The sequence below is a fragment of the Halovivax gelatinilyticus genome (assembly GCF_024300625.1).
Lineage (GTDB): Archaea > Halobacteriota > Halobacteria > Halobacteriales > Natrialbaceae > Halovivax > Halovivax gelatinilyticus.
On the sequence record NZ_CP101322.1, the window covers coordinates 1397465 to 1416579 of the forward strand.

At 64.6% G+C, this 19115-nt stretch carries 20 protein-coding genes; 11 read left to right on the plus strand and 9 right to left on the minus strand.

The window, feature by feature from the left end; all coding sequences use genetic code 11:
- The first annotated feature begins 28 nt into the window (after window positions 1–28).
- The 3 genes from NKH31_RS06845 to NKH31_RS06855 all read left to right on the plus strand — a co-directional run bounded on the left by NKH31_RS06845 (window position 29) and on the right by NKH31_RS06855 (window position 3393).
- Window positions 29–883: a CBS domain-containing protein gene (locus tag NKH31_RS06845; protein ID WP_254864385.1), complete on the plus strand. Its 855-nt coding sequence runs from the start codon at window positions 29–31 to the stop codon at window positions 881–883.
- Window positions 873–2711 (plus strand): glycine--tRNA ligase, encoded by a 1839-nt coding sequence (glyS, locus tag NKH31_RS06850; protein ID WP_254864386.1) that lies wholly within the window; start codon window positions 873–875, stop codon window positions 2709–2711. Before NKH31_RS06845 ends, glyS begins: the two co-directional genes overlap by 11 nt.
- Before the next feature lie 91 nt (window positions 2712–2802).
- Window positions 2803–3393, plus strand: a complete 591-nt coding sequence (locus NKH31_RS06855) for a diacylglycerol/polyprenol kinase family protein (RefSeq protein WP_254864387.1) — start codon at window positions 2803–2805, stop codon at window positions 3391–3393.
- On the opposite strand, the gene NKH31_RS06860 is transcribed toward NKH31_RS06855, so the two are convergent.
- Window positions 3390–3890, minus strand: coding sequence for a TspO/MBR family protein (locus NKH31_RS06860; protein WP_254864388.1), 501 nt, complete (start codon window positions 3888–3890; stop codon window positions 3390–3392). The two genes, NKH31_RS06855 and NKH31_RS06860, sit on opposite strands and share 4 nt — an antisense overlap.
- Before the next feature lie 285 nt (window positions 3891–4175).
- On the opposite strand from NKH31_RS06860, the gene NKH31_RS06865 reads away from it, so the two are divergent.
- Together NKH31_RS06865 and NKH31_RS06870 are read left to right on the plus strand one after the other, a co-directional pair.
- Window positions 4176–4826: a helix-turn-helix domain-containing protein gene (locus NKH31_RS06865; RefSeq protein WP_254864389.1), complete on the plus strand. Its 651-nt coding sequence runs from the start codon at window positions 4176–4178 to the stop codon at window positions 4824–4826.
- Between the two features lie 112 nt (window positions 4827–4938).
- Entirely contained in the window at window positions 4939–5196 is a 258-nt protein-coding gene (locus NKH31_RS06870; RefSeq protein ID WP_254864390.1) for a HalOD1 output domain-containing protein, read from the plus strand.
- Between the two features lie 28 nt (window positions 5197–5224).
- On the opposite strand, the gene NKH31_RS06875 is transcribed toward NKH31_RS06870, so the two are convergent.
- Complete coding sequence (locus NKH31_RS06875) at window positions 5225–5818, minus strand: flavin reductase family protein (RefSeq protein WP_254864391.1); 594 nt, start codon at window positions 5816–5818, stop codon at window positions 5225–5227.
- 152 nt (window positions 5819–5970) lie between these two features.
- Here NKH31_RS06875 and NKH31_RS06880 point away from each other — a divergent pair, with 152 nt between their 5' ends.
- Window positions 5971–8436: a DEAD/DEAH box helicase gene (locus NKH31_RS06880; protein ID WP_254864392.1), complete on the plus strand. Its 2466-nt coding sequence runs from the start codon at window positions 5971–5973 to the stop codon at window positions 8434–8436.
- 8 nt (window positions 8437–8444) lie between these two features.
- Here NKH31_RS06880 and NKH31_RS06885 read toward each other — a convergent pair whose 3' ends face one another.
- Window positions 8445–8849, minus strand: coding sequence for a VOC family protein (locus tag NKH31_RS06885; protein WP_254864393.1), 405 nt, complete (start codon window positions 8847–8849; stop codon window positions 8445–8447).
- Window positions 8850–9009: 160 nt separating this feature from the next.
- Here NKH31_RS06885 and NKH31_RS06890 point away from each other — a divergent pair, with 160 nt between their 5' ends.
- Window positions 9010–9885 (plus strand): transcription initiation factor IIB, encoded by an 876-nt coding sequence (locus NKH31_RS06890; RefSeq protein WP_254864394.1) that lies wholly within the window; start codon window positions 9010–9012, stop codon window positions 9883–9885.
- A gap of 47 nt (window positions 9886–9932) precedes the next feature.
- Window positions 9933–10307, plus strand: coding sequence for an SHOCT domain-containing protein (locus NKH31_RS06895; protein ID WP_254864395.1), 375 nt, complete (start codon window positions 9933–9935; stop codon window positions 10305–10307).
- A 7-nt stretch (window positions 10308–10314) separates the two neighbouring features.
- Here the strand turns inward: NKH31_RS06895 and NKH31_RS06900 are convergent, their stop codons facing one another.
- Window positions 10315–12417, minus strand: coding sequence for a minichromosome maintenance protein MCM (locus NKH31_RS06900; protein ID WP_254864396.1), 2103 nt, complete (start codon window positions 12415–12417; stop codon window positions 10315–10317).
- Window positions 12418–12621: 204 nt separating this feature from the next.
- On the opposite strand from NKH31_RS06900, the gene NKH31_RS06905 reads away from it, so the two are divergent.
- Window positions 12622–13209 (plus strand): conditioned medium-induced protein 4, encoded by a 588-nt coding sequence (locus NKH31_RS06905; RefSeq protein ID WP_254864397.1) that lies wholly within the window; start codon window positions 12622–12624, stop codon window positions 13207–13209.
- An 87-nt stretch (window positions 13210–13296) separates the two neighbouring features.
- Complete coding sequence (locus NKH31_RS06910; protein ID WP_254864398.1) at window positions 13297–13962, plus strand: CRISPR-associated protein Cas4; 666 nt, start codon at window positions 13297–13299, stop codon at window positions 13960–13962.
- A 29-nt stretch (window positions 13963–13991) separates the two neighbouring features.
- On the opposite strand, the gene NKH31_RS06915 is transcribed toward NKH31_RS06910, so the two are convergent.
- The 3 genes from NKH31_RS06915 to NKH31_RS06925 form a co-directional block, all read right to left on the minus strand.
- Window positions 13992–14576, minus strand: a complete 585-nt coding sequence (locus NKH31_RS06915; RefSeq protein ID WP_254864399.1) for an L-threonylcarbamoyladenylate synthase — start codon at window positions 14574–14576, stop codon at window positions 13992–13994.
- An 86-nt stretch (window positions 14577–14662) separates the two neighbouring features.
- On the minus strand, window positions 14663–15208 hold the full coding sequence (locus NKH31_RS06920; RefSeq protein ID WP_254864400.1) for a peroxiredoxin family protein: 546 nt from the start codon (window positions 15206–15208) through the stop codon (window positions 14663–14665).
- Complete coding sequence (locus NKH31_RS06925) at window positions 15209–15526, minus strand: glutathione S-transferase N-terminal domain-containing protein (protein ID WP_254864401.1); 318 nt, start codon at window positions 15524–15526, stop codon at window positions 15209–15211. It lies immediately after the preceding gene.
- A gap of 163 nt (window positions 15527–15689) precedes the next feature.
- Between NKH31_RS06925 and NKH31_RS06930 the strand changes: the two genes are divergently transcribed.
- Window positions 15690–17066 carry a hemolysin family protein gene (locus tag NKH31_RS06930; protein WP_254864402.1) on the plus strand — a complete coding sequence of 459 codons (1377 nt, stop codon included), beginning with the start codon at window positions 15690–15692 and terminating at the stop codon, window positions 17064–17066.
- Between the two features lie 60 nt (window positions 17067–17126).
- Here the strand turns inward: NKH31_RS06930 and NKH31_RS06935 are convergent, their stop codons facing one another.
- Together NKH31_RS06935 and NKH31_RS06940 are read right to left on the minus strand one after the other, a co-directional pair.
- Entirely contained in the window at window positions 17127–17840 is a 714-nt protein-coding gene (locus NKH31_RS06935) for a hypothetical protein (protein ID WP_254864403.1), read from the minus strand.
- Window positions 17841–17898: 58 nt separating this feature from the next.
- On the minus strand, window positions 17899–19089 hold the full coding sequence (locus tag NKH31_RS06940) for an inorganic phosphate transporter (RefSeq protein WP_254864404.1): 1191 nt from the start codon (window positions 19087–19089) through the stop codon (window positions 17899–17901).
- Window positions 19090–19115: the final 26 nt, after the last annotated feature.

The window sequence follows — 19115 nt, forward strand, 5'->3', positions numbered from 1 at the left end:
ATACCGATTTTGGCCGTATTCGGTCGATATGAAGGTAGCCGACGCGATGACACCCCGCGACGACGTGGTGACGGCGACGCTTCCGGGTACGCGCAGCGACGTGCTCGAGTACCTCCAGGAGCGGTCGTTCTCTTCGGTTCCGGTGATCGCCGACTCGGACGACGGTTCCGAGTACCGCGGGTTGATCTCCCGGCAGTCGCTGATCGACCAACCTGACGAAGATCAGCTCGTGATGTTGATAGAGGACGTGCCGACGACGACCGCAGAGACACCCGTCGAGTCGGTCGCCCAGCTCATGGTCGAGGAGGGAGCCCGGCGCGTCCCCGTCGTGGACGGTTCGTTCGAGGGGATCGTCACAGTCACTGACGTCGTTGGGGCCATCGCTCGGGACAAGGTCGACGTCGACGCCGAAGTTGGCGAGTACGCGACTCGCGACGTCAACACGACGCACGCCGAGGCGCCGCTGCTCGTCGCGGAGGCCGAACTCTCCTACGCGAACGTCCCCTACACGATCGCGCTCGACGACCACGGCGAGATGGCCGGCATCCTCACCGAAGTCGACGTCATCGACGTCGCGCGGATCGTCGAGGGCGAGGAGTCGACGGGCAACAACTTCCCCGACCAGGACGCCGAGTGGTCCTGGGAGGGCGTCAAGGCCGTCGGGAGCCGGTCACTTCCGACGCGCGACATCGAGTTGCCGAACGGGCCGGTACGCGAGTTCATGTCCGATGACGTGGTGACGGTGACGAAGGCCCGGTCGGTCACGGACGCCGCCCAGGCGATGATCAGTAACGACATCGAACAGATCCCGCTCGTCACGGGCGAACGCCTCGTCGGCATCGTCCGGGACGTCGACCTCCTGAGAGCCCTCTATGACCGGTGACGAACGAACGAGCGAGAAGTTGGTCGAACTGGCGAAACGGCGCGGCTACTTCTTCCAGTCGTCGTCCGCCTACGGCGGCGTCGGCGGGTTCTACACGTTCGGCCCGCAAGGTGCCGCGCTCAAGCGAAACGTCGAGGACGCCTGGCGCGAGCGCTTTACCGTCGGCGAGGGCAACGTCGAGATCGACGCGCCGACGATCATGCCCGAAGCGGTGTTCGAGGCGTCGGGCCACCTGGAGACGTTCGACGACATGCTCGTCGAGTGTCCCGACTGCGGCGAGTCCCACCGCGCCGACCACGTCGTCGAGGACAACACGGACTACGAGGACGCAGAGAGCCTCCCGATCCCCGAGGTCGAAGAGGTAATCGCCGAGTACGAACTCGTCTGTCCGTCCTGCGGCGCCGGGCTCGCCGGTCAGGCCGTCGAGGATTTCAACCTCATGTTCGCGACGAACATCGGCCCCGGCGACGCCCAGCCGGGCTACTTGCGCCCGGAGACCGCACAGGGAATCTTCGTCGAATTCCCGCGGCTCAAAGAGTACGCGCGCAACACGCTACCGTTCGGTGTCACCCAGATCGGGCGGGCTTACCGCAACGAGATCAGCCCGCGCCGGTCGATCATACGCGTGCGCGAGCTCACCCAGGCCGAACTCGAACAGTTCGTCGACCCGGCCGGCGACGGACCGGACCTCTCCGACGTCGAAGACGTCACCGTGACGCTGTATCCGGCGAGCGAGCAACAGGCCGAAGACGGCGAGCCCTACGAGACGACGATCGGTGACGCCGTCGCCGAGGGGACGATCGCCGACGAGTGGATCGCCTACTACCTCGGCGTCGCCAAACCGTGGTACGAGTCGCTGGGCGTCGACATGGATCGCTTCCGGTTCCGCCAGCACCTAGCGGGCGAGCGATCGCACTACGCCAGCGACTGCTGGGACGCCGAGGCCGAGATCGATGGGGGCGGGGAATCGTCCGATTCCGGGTACTGGATCGAACTCGCCGGCTTCGCTCACCGCGGCGACTACGACCTCTCGAAACACGACGCCCACTCCGAGGATCGGTACACGGTATTCCGCCAGTACGACGAGCCGAAGACGGTCGAGCGGGCCGTCGTCGACCCGGACATGAGCTATCTCGGTCCGGAGTTCGGCGCCGACGCCCAGCGCGTCGTCGAGGAGCTAGAGACGCTCGCGGGCAGGGATCGGAGCGCATTTAGCGCGGCCGCAACGGCCGCGGAAGATTCGAGCGGCGACGAGTCGGAGCCGCGAGACGGCGCGGCCGTCGAGATCGACCTCGACGGCGAGACCCACGAGATTCCCGTCGAGAAGACCGGCTTCTCGGTCGACGAACAGACCGAGGCGGGCGAGCACGTGATTCCACACGTGATCGAGCCCTCCTTCGGCGTCGATCGGCTGGTCTACACCGTTTTGCACCACGCCTACCGCGAGGACGAAGTCGACGGCGAAGCGCGAACGTACCTCGAACTCGATCCCGAAATCGCGCCGACGTTCGTGGGCGTTTTCCCCCTCCAGTCGGACGAGGCGCTCGAAGCCGAAGCGACGGCGATCGCACGAGCGTTGCGAGCGGCCGGACTGTCGGTCGCCTACGACGATTCGGGTAACATCGGACGTCGGTACCGCCGGCAGGACGAGGTCGGTACGCCGTTTTGCGTGACGGTCGACTACGAGACGGTAGAAGGGCAAGAAAAGACGGTGACGGTTCGCGAGCGCGACTCGACCGCACAGAAGCGACTGCCGGTTTCGGACCTCGCCGAGACGCTGTCGGCGCTTCGGGCGGGCGAGCTGGCGTTCGAGGACCTAGAGGGCTGATCGGCGGCCGAGGTCGACGGCCCGCGCGTTCTTTCGTTCGAGTCACCGTCAACCGACGAACTGAAGGTATCCCCGTTCGAGCGGGTGGACGATGGCGGACGAACTGAAGCGACGGCTGGTACACGCGAGCGGGTCCGGTCTCGTCGCGCTCTATCTCCTCGCCCAGCACCTGGAGCTGGGCCTCTCCTGGAATCGATTTCGCGTCCTGCTCGTGGTGCTCGCGGTCGGCACGATCGGACTCGAGTACCTCCGGTTGCGCGTCGGCCTGGAGTGGTGGATCTACGAGAAGCTGACCAGAGACTACGAGCAGGATCAGTTCGCCGGCTACGGCTGGTACATGGTCAGCATGACGATCGTCGTGCTGGCGTTCGAACCGGCCATCGCGCTGCCGGCCATGCTGATGCTGGCGCTGGCGGATCCGCTCAGCGGGGCGTTTTCGGCGGATTCGCTGCGGGCCGTAAAGCGACCGACGGTCCTCGTCGTGATGTTTCTCGCCTGCGCCGCGCTCGCCGCGCCGTTTCTCTACGAGTACCCGCAGGCCGTCGTCGCGGCCGCACTGGGCGGGACGATCGCCGACGGCGTGACGGTGAAACGGGGCGACTTCGTCCTCGACGACAACCTGACGATTCCGATCTACGCCTCGGTGGCCGCCTGGATGGCGATCGAGTTCGTCCCCGTCTAGGCCGGGTTCAATCGCCAGAATTCGAGCGTCAACGCGAGCGCGAAGGTCACCCAGAGGAGGTACGGAACCAGCAGCACCGCCGCCCGACGGTCGACGCGCCAGAAGGCGTAGACGGTCGCACAGACGAGGGCGACGAGCGGAACGAGGACCGCGATCCCGCCGACGATCGACTCCAGTCCGAAGAACGCCGGCGTCCACGCGACGTTGAGCGCGAACTGGACGACGAACAGCCCGAGTGCGAGTCCGCCCGAGTCAGCGCGCCAGACGAGCCAGAGTGAGATTCCGAGCAGCGTAAAGAGTAGCGTCCAGACGACCGGAAACGCCAGTTCCGGCGGGTAAAACCACGGTTTTTCGAGGGCTCGAAACCAGGCGCTGTCTGGGCCGAAGACGACCCCGGGTGCCGATCCCAGAACGTTGACGAGGACCACGAAACCAACGACCTCGATGAGTGTCCGGAGGTCGATCGACGGGAACCGGTGGCGAAGGCCGTTCGTCATGCAGATTCGACGCGCTCCGAGAACGTAATATCCCCGTGTCACGTTCGGGAATCTGGCGAGTGTGCGATAACGTATCACGAGGCTTTAGACGCTGTCACGGGTACTGTACGCTGTCACGGGTACTGTACGCTGTCACGGGTACTGTACGCTGATACGTGGTACTGCATTCTCCGATACGTTCGTCGGTGTGATCGCACGCTGATGGGTGAAATCGAGCATCTTCGTCGATGGTCGTCCGTTTTGAACCGCATTACTTATTCCCGCAGGAAACTAGCCGAGTTACACATGACCGTTCTCGTCGTTCTCTCCTCGCAGAACAACCGTTCGGCGCCGGATTCGGTCCCTCGACGGATCGTCTCCGAACTGCCGTCGGTTACGATCGACGTCGTTCACATCGATCAGCAGGGAGCAACGGCGATACCGTACTTCTGGGTTCAGGGCACCCGGCCGGCCGAGTTCGAGTCGGTCGTCGACGCCGACGAATCGATCGAGATCGTCGATCGAATCGAACGGACCGAAAACGGCACGTTCTACAAAGCTGCGTGGGAGGTGGACAGTCCGATTATTCACTGCGTGAGCGAGTCGGGTGGAATCGTCCTCGAAGCCGCGGGCGACGCGGACGAGTGGCGATTGAAGATCTGGTTCGAAGATCGAGAGACCGCCTCCTCGTTCCAGGAGTGCTGTCGAACGCTCGGCGTGCCGTTGACGATTCACCGCATCTCGTCGGTGGCCGAGTACTTCGCTGGCACCGACCTTTCCCTCTCGAACCGGCAACGAGAGGCGCTCGTCCTCGCCTATCGCGAGGGGTACTTCGACGAGCCGCGGCGAGTGACGCAGGCACAACTCGGTGAACAACTAGGCATCTCGTCGTCGGCGTTCGGACGTCGACTCCGTCGGGGTATCGAGACGATGATCGACGAAACGATCGTCGAGTGACCCGCGTTCGACACCGGTAGCCCGGATATCGATTCGAAACACGTGACCCCTCTTAAAACAGTGTCTAACTTAACGTCCAATCTATTGGTCCTTCGAACTGATTGATCGGTATATGACGACCCCCACGCCCAGCACGAACTCTCACCGTAGAGATCTCACGATGGCGATCACCGACGCGGTCGCCGACGCGACGGACAGCGAGCCGCTGGAACTGACCCCGCTGTACGAGGCGATCGATCCGGACGCGCTCGGTGCGCTGTTCGCCGGACGGGAATCCACCGGAAAAGAGATCACGTTCACGTACGAGGGGCGGCGAGTAACCGTCACCGATAAGTCGCAGGTTATCGTCGGGAAAGAGCAGTCGGTTTGACACCCCGAAGCGTTTCTCGTCACCCGCCTCAGAACTGTCGTTGCAACTCGATTATCTCGCTGTCGGTGTAGAACGGTCCCCCGAGCCGTCCGACGTTCGCCAGCTTTTCCGCGTCGATCTGGCCGTCGGTCTGAACCCGATCGGAGACGTGAACGTGACGGACGTCCCCGAGCGTCAGGAGCCGGTCGTGAACGGTCATCGTCCCGTAGAGGGTACACTCCATCGTGACGGCGGCGCCGGCCACGCGCGGCGGATCGATCGTGGTACACGGAGCGCGTTCGACGTCCGCGAAATCGAACTCGCTCTCGTCGGAATCGAGCGACGCCGAGGTGGCATCCATCTCCTCGGCGAGGGCCTCGCTCGCGACGTTGACCGCGAACTCACCCGTCTCGAGGACGTTTCTGGGCGTGTCCTTCAGTTCGTCACGGTCGCCGGCCGGCACGCTGAACGAGACGACCGGCTCCGCCGACGAGACGTAGTTGTACGCCGAAAACGGCGCGAGGTTGTCGACGCCGTCGCGACTGCGCGTCGAGATCCAGGCGATCGGTCGCGGCGAGACGGCGCTCTTGACGATACGACCTCGTTCGCGCGGCGTGAGGTCGGAAACGGTGTGTTCTGTCACGACCACAGATACCGCCGCCCGATACAAAGTGGTTTCCGAGCGGGCGACTCTCGTGGCGGTGACGAACGTGTCTCGGGTTTCACACGAGCGACGGGAATCACTTCCACCGAGCTTTCTCAACCCTTAACCCGGGCCGCGACGAACCCGGATCAATGGCAGTGACGGACGACGAGATCCCCTCCATCGACCACCCACTTCTCGAGCCGGACTTTCTCGAACGGCGGCTCTACCAGCTCCAGTTGGCCGGGACGGCGGCCGACGACCACACGCTCGTCTGTCTCCCGACGGGCCTCGGAAAGACCACCGTGAGCCTGCTGGTCACCGCCAGGCGGCTCGACGAGGTCGGCGGAACGTCGCTCATGCTCGCCCCGACGAAGCCCCTCGTCTCCCAGCACGCCGAGTTCTATCGCGAAGCCCTCAAAATCCCCGACGAGGAGATCGTCGTCTTCACCGGCGACGTCAGCCCGGACGACCGCGAGGCGCTCTGGAACGAAGCGACGATCGTGATGGCTACGCCGCAGGTGATCGAGAACGACCTCGTCGGGAGTCGAATCTCGCTCGCCGACGTGACCCACCTCACGTTCGACGAGTGTCACCGCGCGACCGGCGACTACGCGTACAACTACATCGCTGAGCGCTACCACGAAGACGCCCGATCGCCGCTCGTGACCGGCATGTCGGCGTCTCCCGGCGGCGACGAAGAGGCAATCTTGGAGGTCTGTGAAAACCTCGGCCTGCACGAGGTCACGGTGATGACACGCGAGGACGCCGACGTCGAGGAGTTTACCCACGACACCGACGTCGAGTGGGAGCGCATCGAGCTCCCCGACGAGGTCCTCGAGATTCGCGACGCGTTGAACGAGGTGATCACCGATCGCCTGGAGAAACTCAAGGAACTCGGCGTGGCGCGCTCGACCCAACCCGATCAGTCCCAGAAGGACCTCAATCGGATGCGCGCGGAGCTACAGAAGTTGATCAACAACGACCAGTCGGAGGGCTACAAAGGCATGTCCGCCCACGCCGAGGTGATGAAGCTCCGCCAGGCCGTGACGCTCGTCGAAACCCAGAGCGTCGAAGCGTTGCGTCGATACTTCGAACGCCAGCGCAATCAGGCCCGCTCGTCGGGAGCGTCGAAGGCGAGCCAGCGACTGGTCTCCGATCCCCGCGTCCGCGAGGCGATGCGACGCGCGGAGAAATTCGACCAACTTCACCCGAAGTACCGAAAGACCCGGATGTTACTCGCGGAGACGCTCGGACTCGACGGCGGCGAGCGGGTCATCGTCTTCACCGAATCCAGAGATACCGCCGAGGCGCTCACCGAGTTCCTCGGAGAGAGCTTCGACGCCCGCCGGTTCGTCGGCCAGGGCGACCGCGAGGGCTCCGACGGGATGACCCAGACCGAACAGCAATCGGCCCTCGAAGCCTTCCGGGCCGGCGAGTTCGAGGTGCTCGTCTCGACGTCCGTCGCGGAGGAGGGCCTCGACGTCCCCGACGTCGACCTCGTCCTCTTTTACGAACCCGTGCCGACGGCGATTCGATCGATTCAGCGAAAGGGCCGGACCGGTCGCCAGTCGGAGGGGCGCGTCGTCGTCCTGATGGCCGAAGACACCCGCGACGAGGCGTACTTCTGGATCTCACGGCGGCGGGAGAAGGAGATGGAATCGGAACTGCGCCAGCTCAAAGGACTGGCCGCAGAGCTCGCCGAGGAACTAGACGACTCCCAGCAGTCGCTCGCGGATTTCGAATCGGCCGACGGCCCGTCGGACGACTCCGGGAGCCAGGAACGCGAGGAACCATCGGCAGAGACGGGCGGCGATAAATCGGACAGTTCCAGTGGAAGTGGAGGGGTCGGCGAACAGCCGGGTCTTGCAGATTTCGCGGCAGAAACTGACGGTAAATCAGGCGGCGACCCCTCCACTTCCACTGGAGAGTCGGCGAGTGACCCGGTGCCGTCGGGCGATTGTGATGCAGTCGAAATCGTCGCCGACCAGCGGGAGATGGACGCGAACATCGCCAGAGATCTCTCGAAACGCGATGACGTGTCGGTTCGACTGGAGACGCTGTCGGTCGGCGACTACGTCTGCTCGGACCGCGTCGTCGTCGAGCGCAAGTCTACGGCCGACTTCGTCGACTCGCTGGTCGGCGGCGATCGGTCGATCTTCGAGCAGGTCGGCGCGATGGCCCGCCACTACGCCCGCCCGGTCGTCGTGGTCGAGGGTGGGCGACTCTACGAGCAACGGGACATCCACCCGAACGCGATTCGCGGCGCGCTCTCGAGTCTGGCCGTCGACTTCGGGGCGAGCGTCTTACACACCGAGAGCGAACGGGATACGACCGAGCTCCTGGCCGTCATCGCCGGTCGAGAGCAGGAAGTAGCCGACCGCGAGGTGTCCGTCCACGGCGAGAAACAGGACAAGACCCTCGGCGAGCAACAGGAGTACGTCGTCTCGTCGATCGCCGAGATCGGACCGGTGACGGCCCGCGCCCTGCTCAGTACGTTCGGGACCGTCGAGGCGGTCATGACCGCGACCGAAGACGAATTGCTCGACGTCGACGGCGTCGGCCCCGTCACTGCCGAGCGAATTCGAGAAGTCGTCGAGAGCGAGTACACCGGGTGAGTCGTCCGTCAGTGAAGCTTCAACTCGACGCGGCGTCCGTCCGGATCACGGACGTAGGCGGCCCACGCCCTGCCGTAGGCGCCGTAGCGCTCGAACGGTTCACCGTCTTCGACCGCGACGCCGTGGTCGCGTAACTCGGTGAGTAGCGTCTCGAGTTCGTCTCTCGAATCCGTCTCCGCTGAACGGACTAACAGACACAGGTGCTCGCCACCGACGTCTATCTCCCCGTCCGTCGGTACCAGGTGAACGTGTCTCCCGCCGGCGGCGACCGCGACGTAGGGAACCTCACCGGCGTCGAATCGCTCGCGGTCTCTGATAGGAAGCCCCAGCAGGTCGTGATAAAACGCGAGCGCCCGCTCTATGTCGGTCACCCGAATCGCGACGTGGTCGAGGTCGACGATAGCTCCGTCCATACCGAAGAATCGAACGGATTCCGGCTTATCCGTTCGGGTGTCGAAACCGTCACCGCCCTTCTACGTGGCAAAATTACGTTAATGGTGTCGTAGTTCTAATTATATTTAGTATTTAATTTCAAAAGTTTTATACGCCAGAGGGCGTTACAGGTTATTATCGATGGTTGAAGCGGGTGATGGGAGAAGCTGTCCCGAGTGTGCCGGGACGTTGCGCCCCTCGGGCACGGAGGTGTGCTGTGAGGAATGCGGACTTGTCGTCGACGTCGACCGGCTGGATCGCGGCCCCGAATGGCGGTCGTTCGCCGACGGGGTAGACCGACGTCGAACCGGCGCCCCGCTGACCCGATCGCGCCACGACCGCGGCCTCTCGACGGAAATCGGCTACGAGGCGACCGGTCGCATCACGGGTCGGAAACGCCGGCAACTGGCCAGAATGCGACGCGAACACGGACGGACACAGATCGCGACGAAAGCCGACAGTAACTGCGTGACTGGATTTAACGAGATTCGCAGACTGGTCGGTCGACTTTCACTCCCGTCTGACGCCACCGAACAGGCCTGTGCCCTCTTCGAATCGGCCCAAAACGAGGGGCTGCTTCCCGGCCGATCTGTCGAAGGGTTCGCCGCTGCGAGTATTTACGCCGTCTCCCGGACGTTGAACCTGCCACGGACGATCGACGAGGTCACCGCCGAATCGAAAGCCACCGAACGCGAGTTGAAAGCGGCCTACGACGCGATGAATCGGGAACTCGGCCTCCCGACGGGACCGATCGATCCCGCCCGCTTTCTGCCGCGCTTTGCCTCGGAACTGGACCTCGAAGTGGACGTCGAGCGCCAGGCTCGAACCTACCTCGAAACGCTCGTCCAGGAGAACGCCATCGGGAGTCGTAACCCGTGTGGCGTCGCCGCTGGCTGTCTCTACCTCGCCGCGAACGAACGCGGACTTGCCGTGACGCAGGCCGATGCCGGAACCGTCGCCGACGTCTCACCGGCGACGATCAGAAAGACCGTCGAGCGGATTAACGCCCTCAGATAGGCCCGCATAATCGCAACGACTTTTTCGATACCCCGACCAGCACCGGTATGGGAACCCGCGCGACGAATCTCCTGGGCGGACTGGTGGCCATCACGGCCGTCGCCACGCTCCCGCTCGGAATTCTCGCATTCGTCTTTTCCGGGTGGCAACTCGGGCTCGCCGTCTTCGTCGTCGGCTGGCTGCTTCTCGTTCCGACGTTCGCGATTCTGGCCGGCGTACTCGAAGAGTCTACGTCCGAAACCGACCGGCAACCGGCCGAGCGCGAGGATCCACTGGAAACGCTCCGCGAGCGCTACGCGAGCGGAGAAATCGACGAGACCGAGTTCGAACGTCGCGTCGACGAATTACTCGAAACCGATCCGACCGAGTCGGCGAGCAAAATCGACGAACGGACGACGGATCGAGAACTCGAACGGGAGTGAAAAAACGTCACGTCGTCCGCAGGTGATCGGTCTTGGGCTCGTAGACCTCGCCCTTCTGTTTGAGTTTCTCGATCTCGTGTTCGGCCTTCGACTCGTCCATGCCGATCTCGCCTGCCCGCTCTAGGACGACGTCGATGGGGGCGCCGTCGTCGTACTCCTCTTCGACGTCGGCGATGAGCGCCTTGATGTTCTTGACCCGATCGCGCTGGGACTTCGATCGGCCGGCCTCGACGATGTCGGCGTCGAACTCGCCCGTCTCGGGATCGACCCCGATATCCTGGAGACAGGCGCGGGTGATCTCGATGATCCGCTCTGCGTCCTCGCGCTCGACCGTATCGGAGAGCCGGATCCGGGCGCTGGCCTCCGCCAGCCTGACGAGCGCCTCGAGCTGCCGGGCGGTGACCGGAACCGGGGCGTCCTCGTCGACGCCCTTCGACCGCAGGTCGACGTAGAAGTTCTGAATCGCTTCGCGCGCCTCCTCGGTCATCCGGGGGTGACAGTTCTGCTTCGCGTAGGCGACGTACTTCCTGAGCAGGTCGGCGTCGATCGCCGGGTCGACCGTCGCAGTCATCTCCTCGATCTCCTCCGTGCTCACGTCGTGCGAGGTCATCTGCTCGCGCTGTGTCGTCAGCTCGCCCGCGTAGTTCGTGTTCAGGATGTGCTCTGCGAGGTTCGCGTCCTTCTCCTCGTCCGGCTGGTCCGTGACGGTGAAGATCAGATCGAACCGCGAGATGAGCGCCGGTTCTAAGTCGATCTGCTCGCCGATCGGCTCGTACTGGTCGAACCGGCCATACTTCGGGTTCGCCGCACCGAGGAGTGAACAGCGAGATTTCAAGGTCGCGTTGATCCCGGCTTTGGACACCGAGATTTTCTGCTGTTCGAGGGCTTCGTGCATGGCCGAGCGGTCGTCCGCGGCCATTTTATCGAGTTCGTCGACTGCGGCGATTCCCTGGTCGGCGAGGACGAGCGCACCCGCCTCGAGCGACCACTGCTGACCGTCGCCGAAATCGTCTCTAACCGCCGCTGCAGTAAGCCCCGCGCTACTGCTGCCTTTCCCGGAGGTGTAGACCGAACGGGGCGCAATATTTTGAATGTATGACAGCATCTGGCTTTTTCCTGTACCAGGATCACCGATCAGGAGCATGTGCAGGTCCCCCCTGATCCGCGAGCCGTCGGGGAGGTGTTTGGTGACGCCGGAAAAGAGCTGGAGCATCATCGAGAGCTTCTCCTGGTCGTAGCCGTAGATCGAGGGGGCGATCGAGTCGACCATCCGATCGTAGATGTCCTCGGACTGAGAGAGTTCGACGATCGCGGCTTTGTCCTCGTCGGTGATGTCCATGTCCTCGAACTGCTCTTCGTCGACCTCGACGGACATTCCCTCCATGTAGAAGTCGAAGACGGGCGATTTCTCCTGATCCGTTCCCTGCTGTTCGAGCCTGAGGACGCCGGTCGCAGAGACGTGATCGCCGGGCGTCACCTGGCCGGTGATGTCGTCTTCGATGTGGACGTCGATGGCCTGTGGCGTTTCGCCGCCGCGCAGGCCCTCCGGGCTCTCCTGGATGCGAAGCTTCTGGGAGTCGATGAACTCCGACTGGTCGAAGTTGACCCGGAAGGGCCCCTGTCGCTCGCAGCCGTGACACTCGTGGGGTTCCTGGAAGTCGCTCGTCGACTGGGGAACGCGCGTCAGCGTGCCACAGAGCTGGCACTCGAAGGCGGCTTCCTCGACCTTCGGGCGGACGTCCGTCGCCTTGCGGACGATGCCGCGCACCTCGACGAGGCTGTTCATGTGCTGGGCGCGGATCTCCCGTATCTCGGGCGTCTCGGTATCGGGAAGGTTCCTGATCCGGACGTGCGCGCGTCCGAGGCTGACGTCGATCGGGAGGTCGTAGAGACGGAGTGCCTCCTCGGCGTAGCGCTGGAGCTGTTCGGGCTGGGCCAGGTAGTCGTCTGCGAGATCGGGGTCGAAGCGGTAGAGGTCGTCCCAGTCGACGTGGAGCGATCGCTGCTCGGCCGGATATCGCTGGGCGAGTTCCTTGATTTCCGCGTCGTAGTAGTTGCGGAAGAATCCCTCGAAGGCGTCGATGAGTTCCTCGTTCCCCGCTTGCGCCATTGGACTGGTCTAGCGCGGTCATCCCAGATAAAGGGTCGCAAATTGCGGTGGTACTAGAGCGCGTGACGGTCGGCCCGAGTGATCGATCGGCTCCGTACCGGTTGTTCGGGGAGTTTCATCGGCCAGGAGCCCTCGTCAGGTGAGCGACGGTGAGTCACCACCTGGCAACAGCCTTAAATACTCGCCCGTCGCGAGTACCCACCCATGGACGAGAAGACGGAGGAACTGCGCGAGATTTTCACGAGCGTGACCGACGAGGAGACGGTAACCGAGTCACAGGAGGCCGGACGTGGATCGTTAGAGAAAGACGACCGCACGATCGAAGAGCGCGTCGCGGGCGTCGTCGGGCAGATGCGCGAGCGATACGCGTTCGACACCGCGCTCACGGACGAGGAACTGGTGTCGGTCGTCCACCGGTTCTACGAGGACGAAAGCGACGGGGCGATCGCGGCCGATCTCGGCGTCGCCGAAGACGAGATCTTCGAGGCGCGGATGGCGCTCCACCTGGTTCGATCGGCCGAACTCCCCGATCTCGATCTCGTGACGCTCAGAGAGCGCGAAGACGGCGACGAAATGCTCGCCGACGAGTTCGATGTCACGGTCGAAGAGATCCGGCGATACCGCGAACTCGCGCGAGCCCAGGCCGAATCGCGCGCGGCCAACGACCGCTATCGCGACGAGTTCGAGAGCCTCCTCTCGGACTCCGATCTCACCTCGCGAATGGCCGCAGACGTGCGCGAAGACGGGCTCGAAGACGCGACCGAGGGGATGGAAACCGACGTTTCGTTCTAACCCGCTCTCGCCTCGAAGATCGTCGACCCATTCCCGGCGTGATTCTCGTTCTACCGTTTATATACGATCGGGCGGCCAGGTCGGTGCGTGTCATCCGTCACGTTCGGCGAGCTACGATCGGCCGCGTTCTGTGCCAGACAGTGTTACTACGATCGAACGACCGACGGAGGGACGCCGCCGAAACGCCACGCGACGATCAAGGCGCTTGCCCACCGGTACGCGTCGTTACTCGACGCCGATCGCCGCCAGCTCACCGAGGAGCCGATCGCGATCGACCCTGCCGCCTACCGGGAGCGACTCGCTCGCGCTCGTGCTTTACACCCCCGGTGGGAAGAACTCTGCGAGCCGGCGGCGCGAGACGTGCTGGTCGCCGGGCGCGACTGTCGCGGGATCGTCGACAAAGTGCTCGAGGACCCGCTCGAACCCGTCATGATCGCGACCGGAAAGCCGCCCGATCGCGGCGTCTGGGAAGCCCACTCGATCAAGGCCGTCGCGGCGGCGAAGGCGCTCGCCTGGGAGTACGGAGAGCGAGTCGAACGAGCGACCCTCGAGTACCCCGCCTACGGCGTGGTCCGTCGGATCGACCTGACTACCCGGCGGAAAGCCGCCTACCGGCGCACGCTTCGGACCGTCCGCGAGATGGACGGACCGCCGGCGCGGACCGACGACCGGTCGAAGTGCGACCACTGCGAGTACGCTACACAGTGTGGGGTGAAGACGCGAACGCTCCGGTCGCTGCTCGGCGGAGGATAACGGCGACGGTGTTCGGATCGAATGCCCGCTCAGTTCGCCGCGAGCCAGCGCTCGATCCGATCGGCGTCCGCGCCGCGGCGGTGGATCGACTCCGTCGAGACGTCGACGACCGTACTCTCGATGCCGCCCGTCTCGCCGCCGTCGAGAAGGACCGCCGACGCCTCGCGGACCGGCTCGTCGACGTCCGCGAGCCGGAGTGCGCTCGGTTCGCCGCTTTCGTTCGCGCTGGTCGCAGTGATGGGCCGGTCGGCCAGCTCACAGAGCCGAAGCGCGATCCGGTGATCGGGTATCCTGACGCCCACGCGGTCTCGTCCGGCCGTGAGGACGTCAGGAACGTGCTCGCGGCGCGGGCAGAGGACCGTGACCGGGCCGGGCAGGAACGTCGCCATGAACCGACGTTCTCGGTCCGTCGCTCGAACGTGAGAGAGCGCCGTCGGAACCGACGGGACCGCCATCGAGATCGGATTTTCTCGATCGCGACCTTTCACGTCGTACACCCGCTCGATCGCCGCCGGATCGGTCGCGTCGGCGGCGAGCCCGTAGACCGTCTCGGTCGGGTACACGACGAGCTGACCCTCGGCGATCGCGTCGGCCGCCTCGCGAAGTTCGCCCATAGCCCATCGTCGGGTGATCGCGAGCAAAAAGGTAGCGCTCGTCGGTCAGAACGGTCGACGCTGTTCGGGTGAGAACGCGGCCCCGCTCACTCGGAACGGGCGGCCTCGATCGCGTCCGCGACGGCGTCGTAGTCCGGCGAGTCCGGCCACTCCGTCGCGACCCAAACGTACGCGACCGTTCCATCGTCGTCGAGCACGTAGATCGCGGGCCGGGGCTCTGTGATTCCCTCCATCCCGTCGAGATCGTGGACGACGCCGTAGGTTTCTGCGACGGCGTTCGTCGGATCGCTGAAGACGCCGTAGGGCAGGTTCTTCTCGTCGAGAAACCGCGAGAGTTCGTACGGACTCGAGATGGAGACCGCGGCGACCGTCTCGCCGTCCGGGGAATCGGCCCACGGGTCCGTCTCGACGCCGATCTCGCGATCGCGGAGTTCGGTTAGGGTGTACTCGGCGACGAAGGCGCCGGCCATCGTCGTAAAGACGAGGACGGTCGGTCCGTTCCCGACGAGATCCGACAGCGAGCGGTCGGCCCACTGTTCGGCGGTGACGAGCGGCCGGGTGAAGTCGGGCGCCGTCTCGCCGCGGTCGACGGAGTCGGCCGGTTCGAACTCGACGATATCGAACTCGGGCATTCAGGCGTCACCTCCGGATTCGCCGTCATCGGTTTCGTAGCTTCGTTCCAGGTAGGTGACGATGTTCGCGCTCTCGGCCATCGTGACGCCGGTCGACTCGTCGACGAGGACGGGGACCGACCGAACGCCAGCGACGCGCTTTACGGCGTCGCGTCGGGAGTGAAGCGGTTCGACGAATCGCGAGTGATACGAGAGGTCGAGGTCGTCGAGGACGCGGACGACGCGCTCGCAGTACGGACAGCCCTGGAGTCGGTAGAGCGTGATCGGTGCATCGGTCGAGGCGGCGCCGCTGACCGGGACGTCGTCGGGAGTCGACATGGACGCAGGTGGGACGGTGACGCCGAAAACGGTTGGTTTCCGGCACGGATCGCCGGCAGGTGGCACCATCGATGGACGATCGGCGTGACGGATCGCTACGACCTGTGAGCGCGTCTGGAAGTAACAAGCGTTAATCGGTCGGAGTACGAACGTCAGCCAGTCAATGGTCGATGGAGTGCTGACGGAGGTCGTTCTCACAGTCTACGATGTGCCGTTCACCGGCTTCGAGATCGAGCAGTCGACGGTGGCGATCCTCGGGACCCTCGTCGTAGCCGTGTTAATCCTGCTGTCCGGCTTTTTCTCCTCCTCGGAGATCGCGATGTTCTCGCTGCCGAAACACCGCGTCGAGGGAATGGTCGAGGAAGAAGTGGCAGGAGCCGACCGGGTCAAAGCGCTCAAGGACGACCCACACCGGTTGCTCGTGACGATCCTCGTCGGGAACAACATCGTCAACATCGCGATGTCGTCGATCGCGACGGCGGTGCTCTCGATCTACTTCGGCGGGCTCGTCGGCGTGTTGCTCGCGACGCTCGGGATCACGGCGATCGTCTTGCTCTTCGGCGAGAGCGCGCCGAAGTCCTACGCCGTCGAGAACACCGAGTCGTGGGCGCTCCGGATCGCGAAGCCGCTCAAGGCGACGGAGTACCTGCTCTACCCGCTTGTTATCACCTTCGATTACCTCACACGGCTGGTGAACAAGGTGACCGGTTCGACCGAGGCGATCGAAACCCCGTACGTTACGCGAGACGAGATTCAAGAGATGATCGAGTCGGGCGAGCGCGAGGGCGTCCTGGAGGAAGACGAACACGAGATGCTCACGCGCATCTTCCGATTCAATCAGACGATCGTCAAGGAGGTGATGACGCCTCGCCTCGACGTAACGGCCGTCTCGGTCGACGAGAGCGTCGAGGAGGCGATAGAAACCTGCATTCAGAGCGGTCACGCGCGCATTCCAGTGTACGAGGGGAGTCTCGACAACATCCTCGGCGTCGTTCACATCCGAGACCTGGTCCGGGATCTGAACTACGGCGAGACCGACGACGGCGATCTGGAGATCGACGACGTCATCGAGCCGACGCTGCACGTCCCCGAGTCGAAGAACGTCGACGAGTTGCTCACCGAGATGCGCGAAAATCGCATGCACATGGCGATCGTCATCGACGAGTTCGGGACGACCGAGGGACTGGTCACCGTCGAGGACATGATCGAAGAGATCGTCGGCGAAATCCTAAAGACCGGCGAAGAAGAGCCGATCGAGGAGATCGACGAGTTCACGGTCGTCGTCCGGGGCGAGGTCAACATCGAGGACGTAAACGAGGCGCTCGACATCGAGTTGCCGGAGGGCGAGGAGTTCGAAACGATCGCCGGATTCATCTTCAATCGAGCCGGTCGGCTCGTCGAAGAAGGTGAGGTGATAACCTACGACGGGATCGAAATCAGCGTCGAGGAAGTTGAGAACACGCGTATTTTGAAGGCCAGATTGACGAAGCCAGAACCCGAGGACGACGCCGACGATAGCGAAGAGGACCCCGAGGAATAACGACCGAGTTGGGTCGTTGAGTCAAGGCAGTGCCGGTACCGGGCGTATCGATCCTGACCGTCAGATCGTCGCTTCCATGTCTCGGGCGACGCCCGGGGGCAGGACGAGCCGACGCGGGCCGGGGATGTACTCGCCGTCGCGAGTCCCGTACCGAAGCCGCGCGAACGCGGTGTTGCCGACGTATCGAACCGAGACGGACTCGATCTCCCCGAGATCGATCTCCTCGGGCGGATCGAAAAGGTAGATCACCGCGCTTTCACGGTCGTAGACGCCGGTCGAGCGGAGAAAGACCGCGAGTAACACCAGTACGAGGGCGAACGGGATCGTCGCCGCCGCCAGCATCTCGCCGACGTTGCCGCCGACGAGGGCGTCGAGCGCGAAGATGACGGAGGCCATGACGACGGCACCGACGGCCGCGTCGATGCCGCGTTTCAGCCGTTTGGCGTCGGCGCCCGCGGTATCCTCCCGGGTAGATGCGTCGGCCGTCGCGCCGCCGGCCGGGTAGGAGTCGCCGGGAAGGTACGCACTCATCGCTGCGAGCCGTCGTTCGGGGTCACCGGCGATGGCGAGGGCGACGATGGTCGCGGCGACGGCGAACAGGGCGGCGACGACGACCGATTGGCCGCCGGTCTGGGCCGTCAGCCCGAACAGCCGCCCGAAGATGATGAGCGCGAGGGCGCCGAGGAGCGTTCCCACGCCGAGCGCCCAGCTCACGCGGATCGTTCGGGAGGTGTCGGCGTCCCGGTGCCACTGGATCCGATTCGACTCGCTCATACGGAAGGGTCGACGGTCGAAGACATTAGGGCGTTCGGTCTCACGCGGACGACCGGCCTCACGCAAAGAGGAACTCGAAGGTCCAGAAGGCACCGAAGCTCAGGAGGAGCGCGCCGACGAACGAGAGGAACCAGGCGAGGACGGTAAACGCCATCTTCCGGCCGCTGACGCCGCCGCCGGCGCCGACTGCCGCGTAGCCGCTGCCGATGATCGAACTGACGACGATCTCGTTGAACGAGACGGGGATGCCAAAGAGGACGGCGACCTGCGCGAGCGCGAACGAGGGGATGAGCGCGGCGATCGACCGGCGCGGGCCGAGCGAGGAGTAGTCCTGGGCGATCGCCTTGATCATCCGCGGCGCGCCCGTCCACGACCCCACGAGTAATCCGACGCCGCCGCCGGCGAGGAGGGCGAACAGGGGTATGCCAGCGTCGTCTCCCAGCGGGACGAGCGGCCCGACGGCGAGGCCGACCTGACTGCCGCCGGCCGAGAACGCGACGAGAGCGCCCATCACGAGGAGGAATCGGCGTTCGGTCCGCACGGGATCGTTTCGCATGCCGATCGCGGTCGGAACGACCCATCCGAGCGCGACGGCGGCGGTCACGACGAAGATTCCGGCGGCCACCGGGCCTGGAAGGAACGCGCCGACGGCCGCGGCGATCGACGCGCCGTCGCCGTCGGAGCCGAGGACGGCGAATTCGATGTTCGCCACGAGAACCCCGACCAGCCCGGACAGTCCGATCACGACGACGCGTTCCGGAACGGGTTCGTCGCGCAGGGCGCGCGCGATGAGATACGCCGAAAACCCGCCGACAAAGGGCGTGAGCGTCCACATCGTCGCGATTTCGGCGTACTTCAGCCACGCCGGATCGCCGCCGAGGGCGAGTCCGACGCCGATGACGGCGCCGGTCGAGGTGAAGGCCGTCGCGATCGGGTAGCCGGCGAAGACGCCGATCGCGACGAGCACCGCTGCGAGCGTCAGCGCGATCGTCACCGCGGCGGGCGTGAGCGAGACGCCGGCGATGAGTTCCCGACCCATCGCCTCGGAGACGTTCTGGCCCTGTAGCACGGCTCCCGCCAGTCCGAGAATTCCGACGAGAAAGCCGGCGCGCATCACCGAGATCGCGTTGGCGCCGACCGCCGGCGCGAACGGGGTCGAACCGGACGAACCGGCACCGATCGACCACGCCATAAAGAGGCTCGCCATCGCGGCGATGAGGAACGTCGCGATCGTCGCGATCTCGACCATCTACTGGTGCCTACTGGTGGCCACTA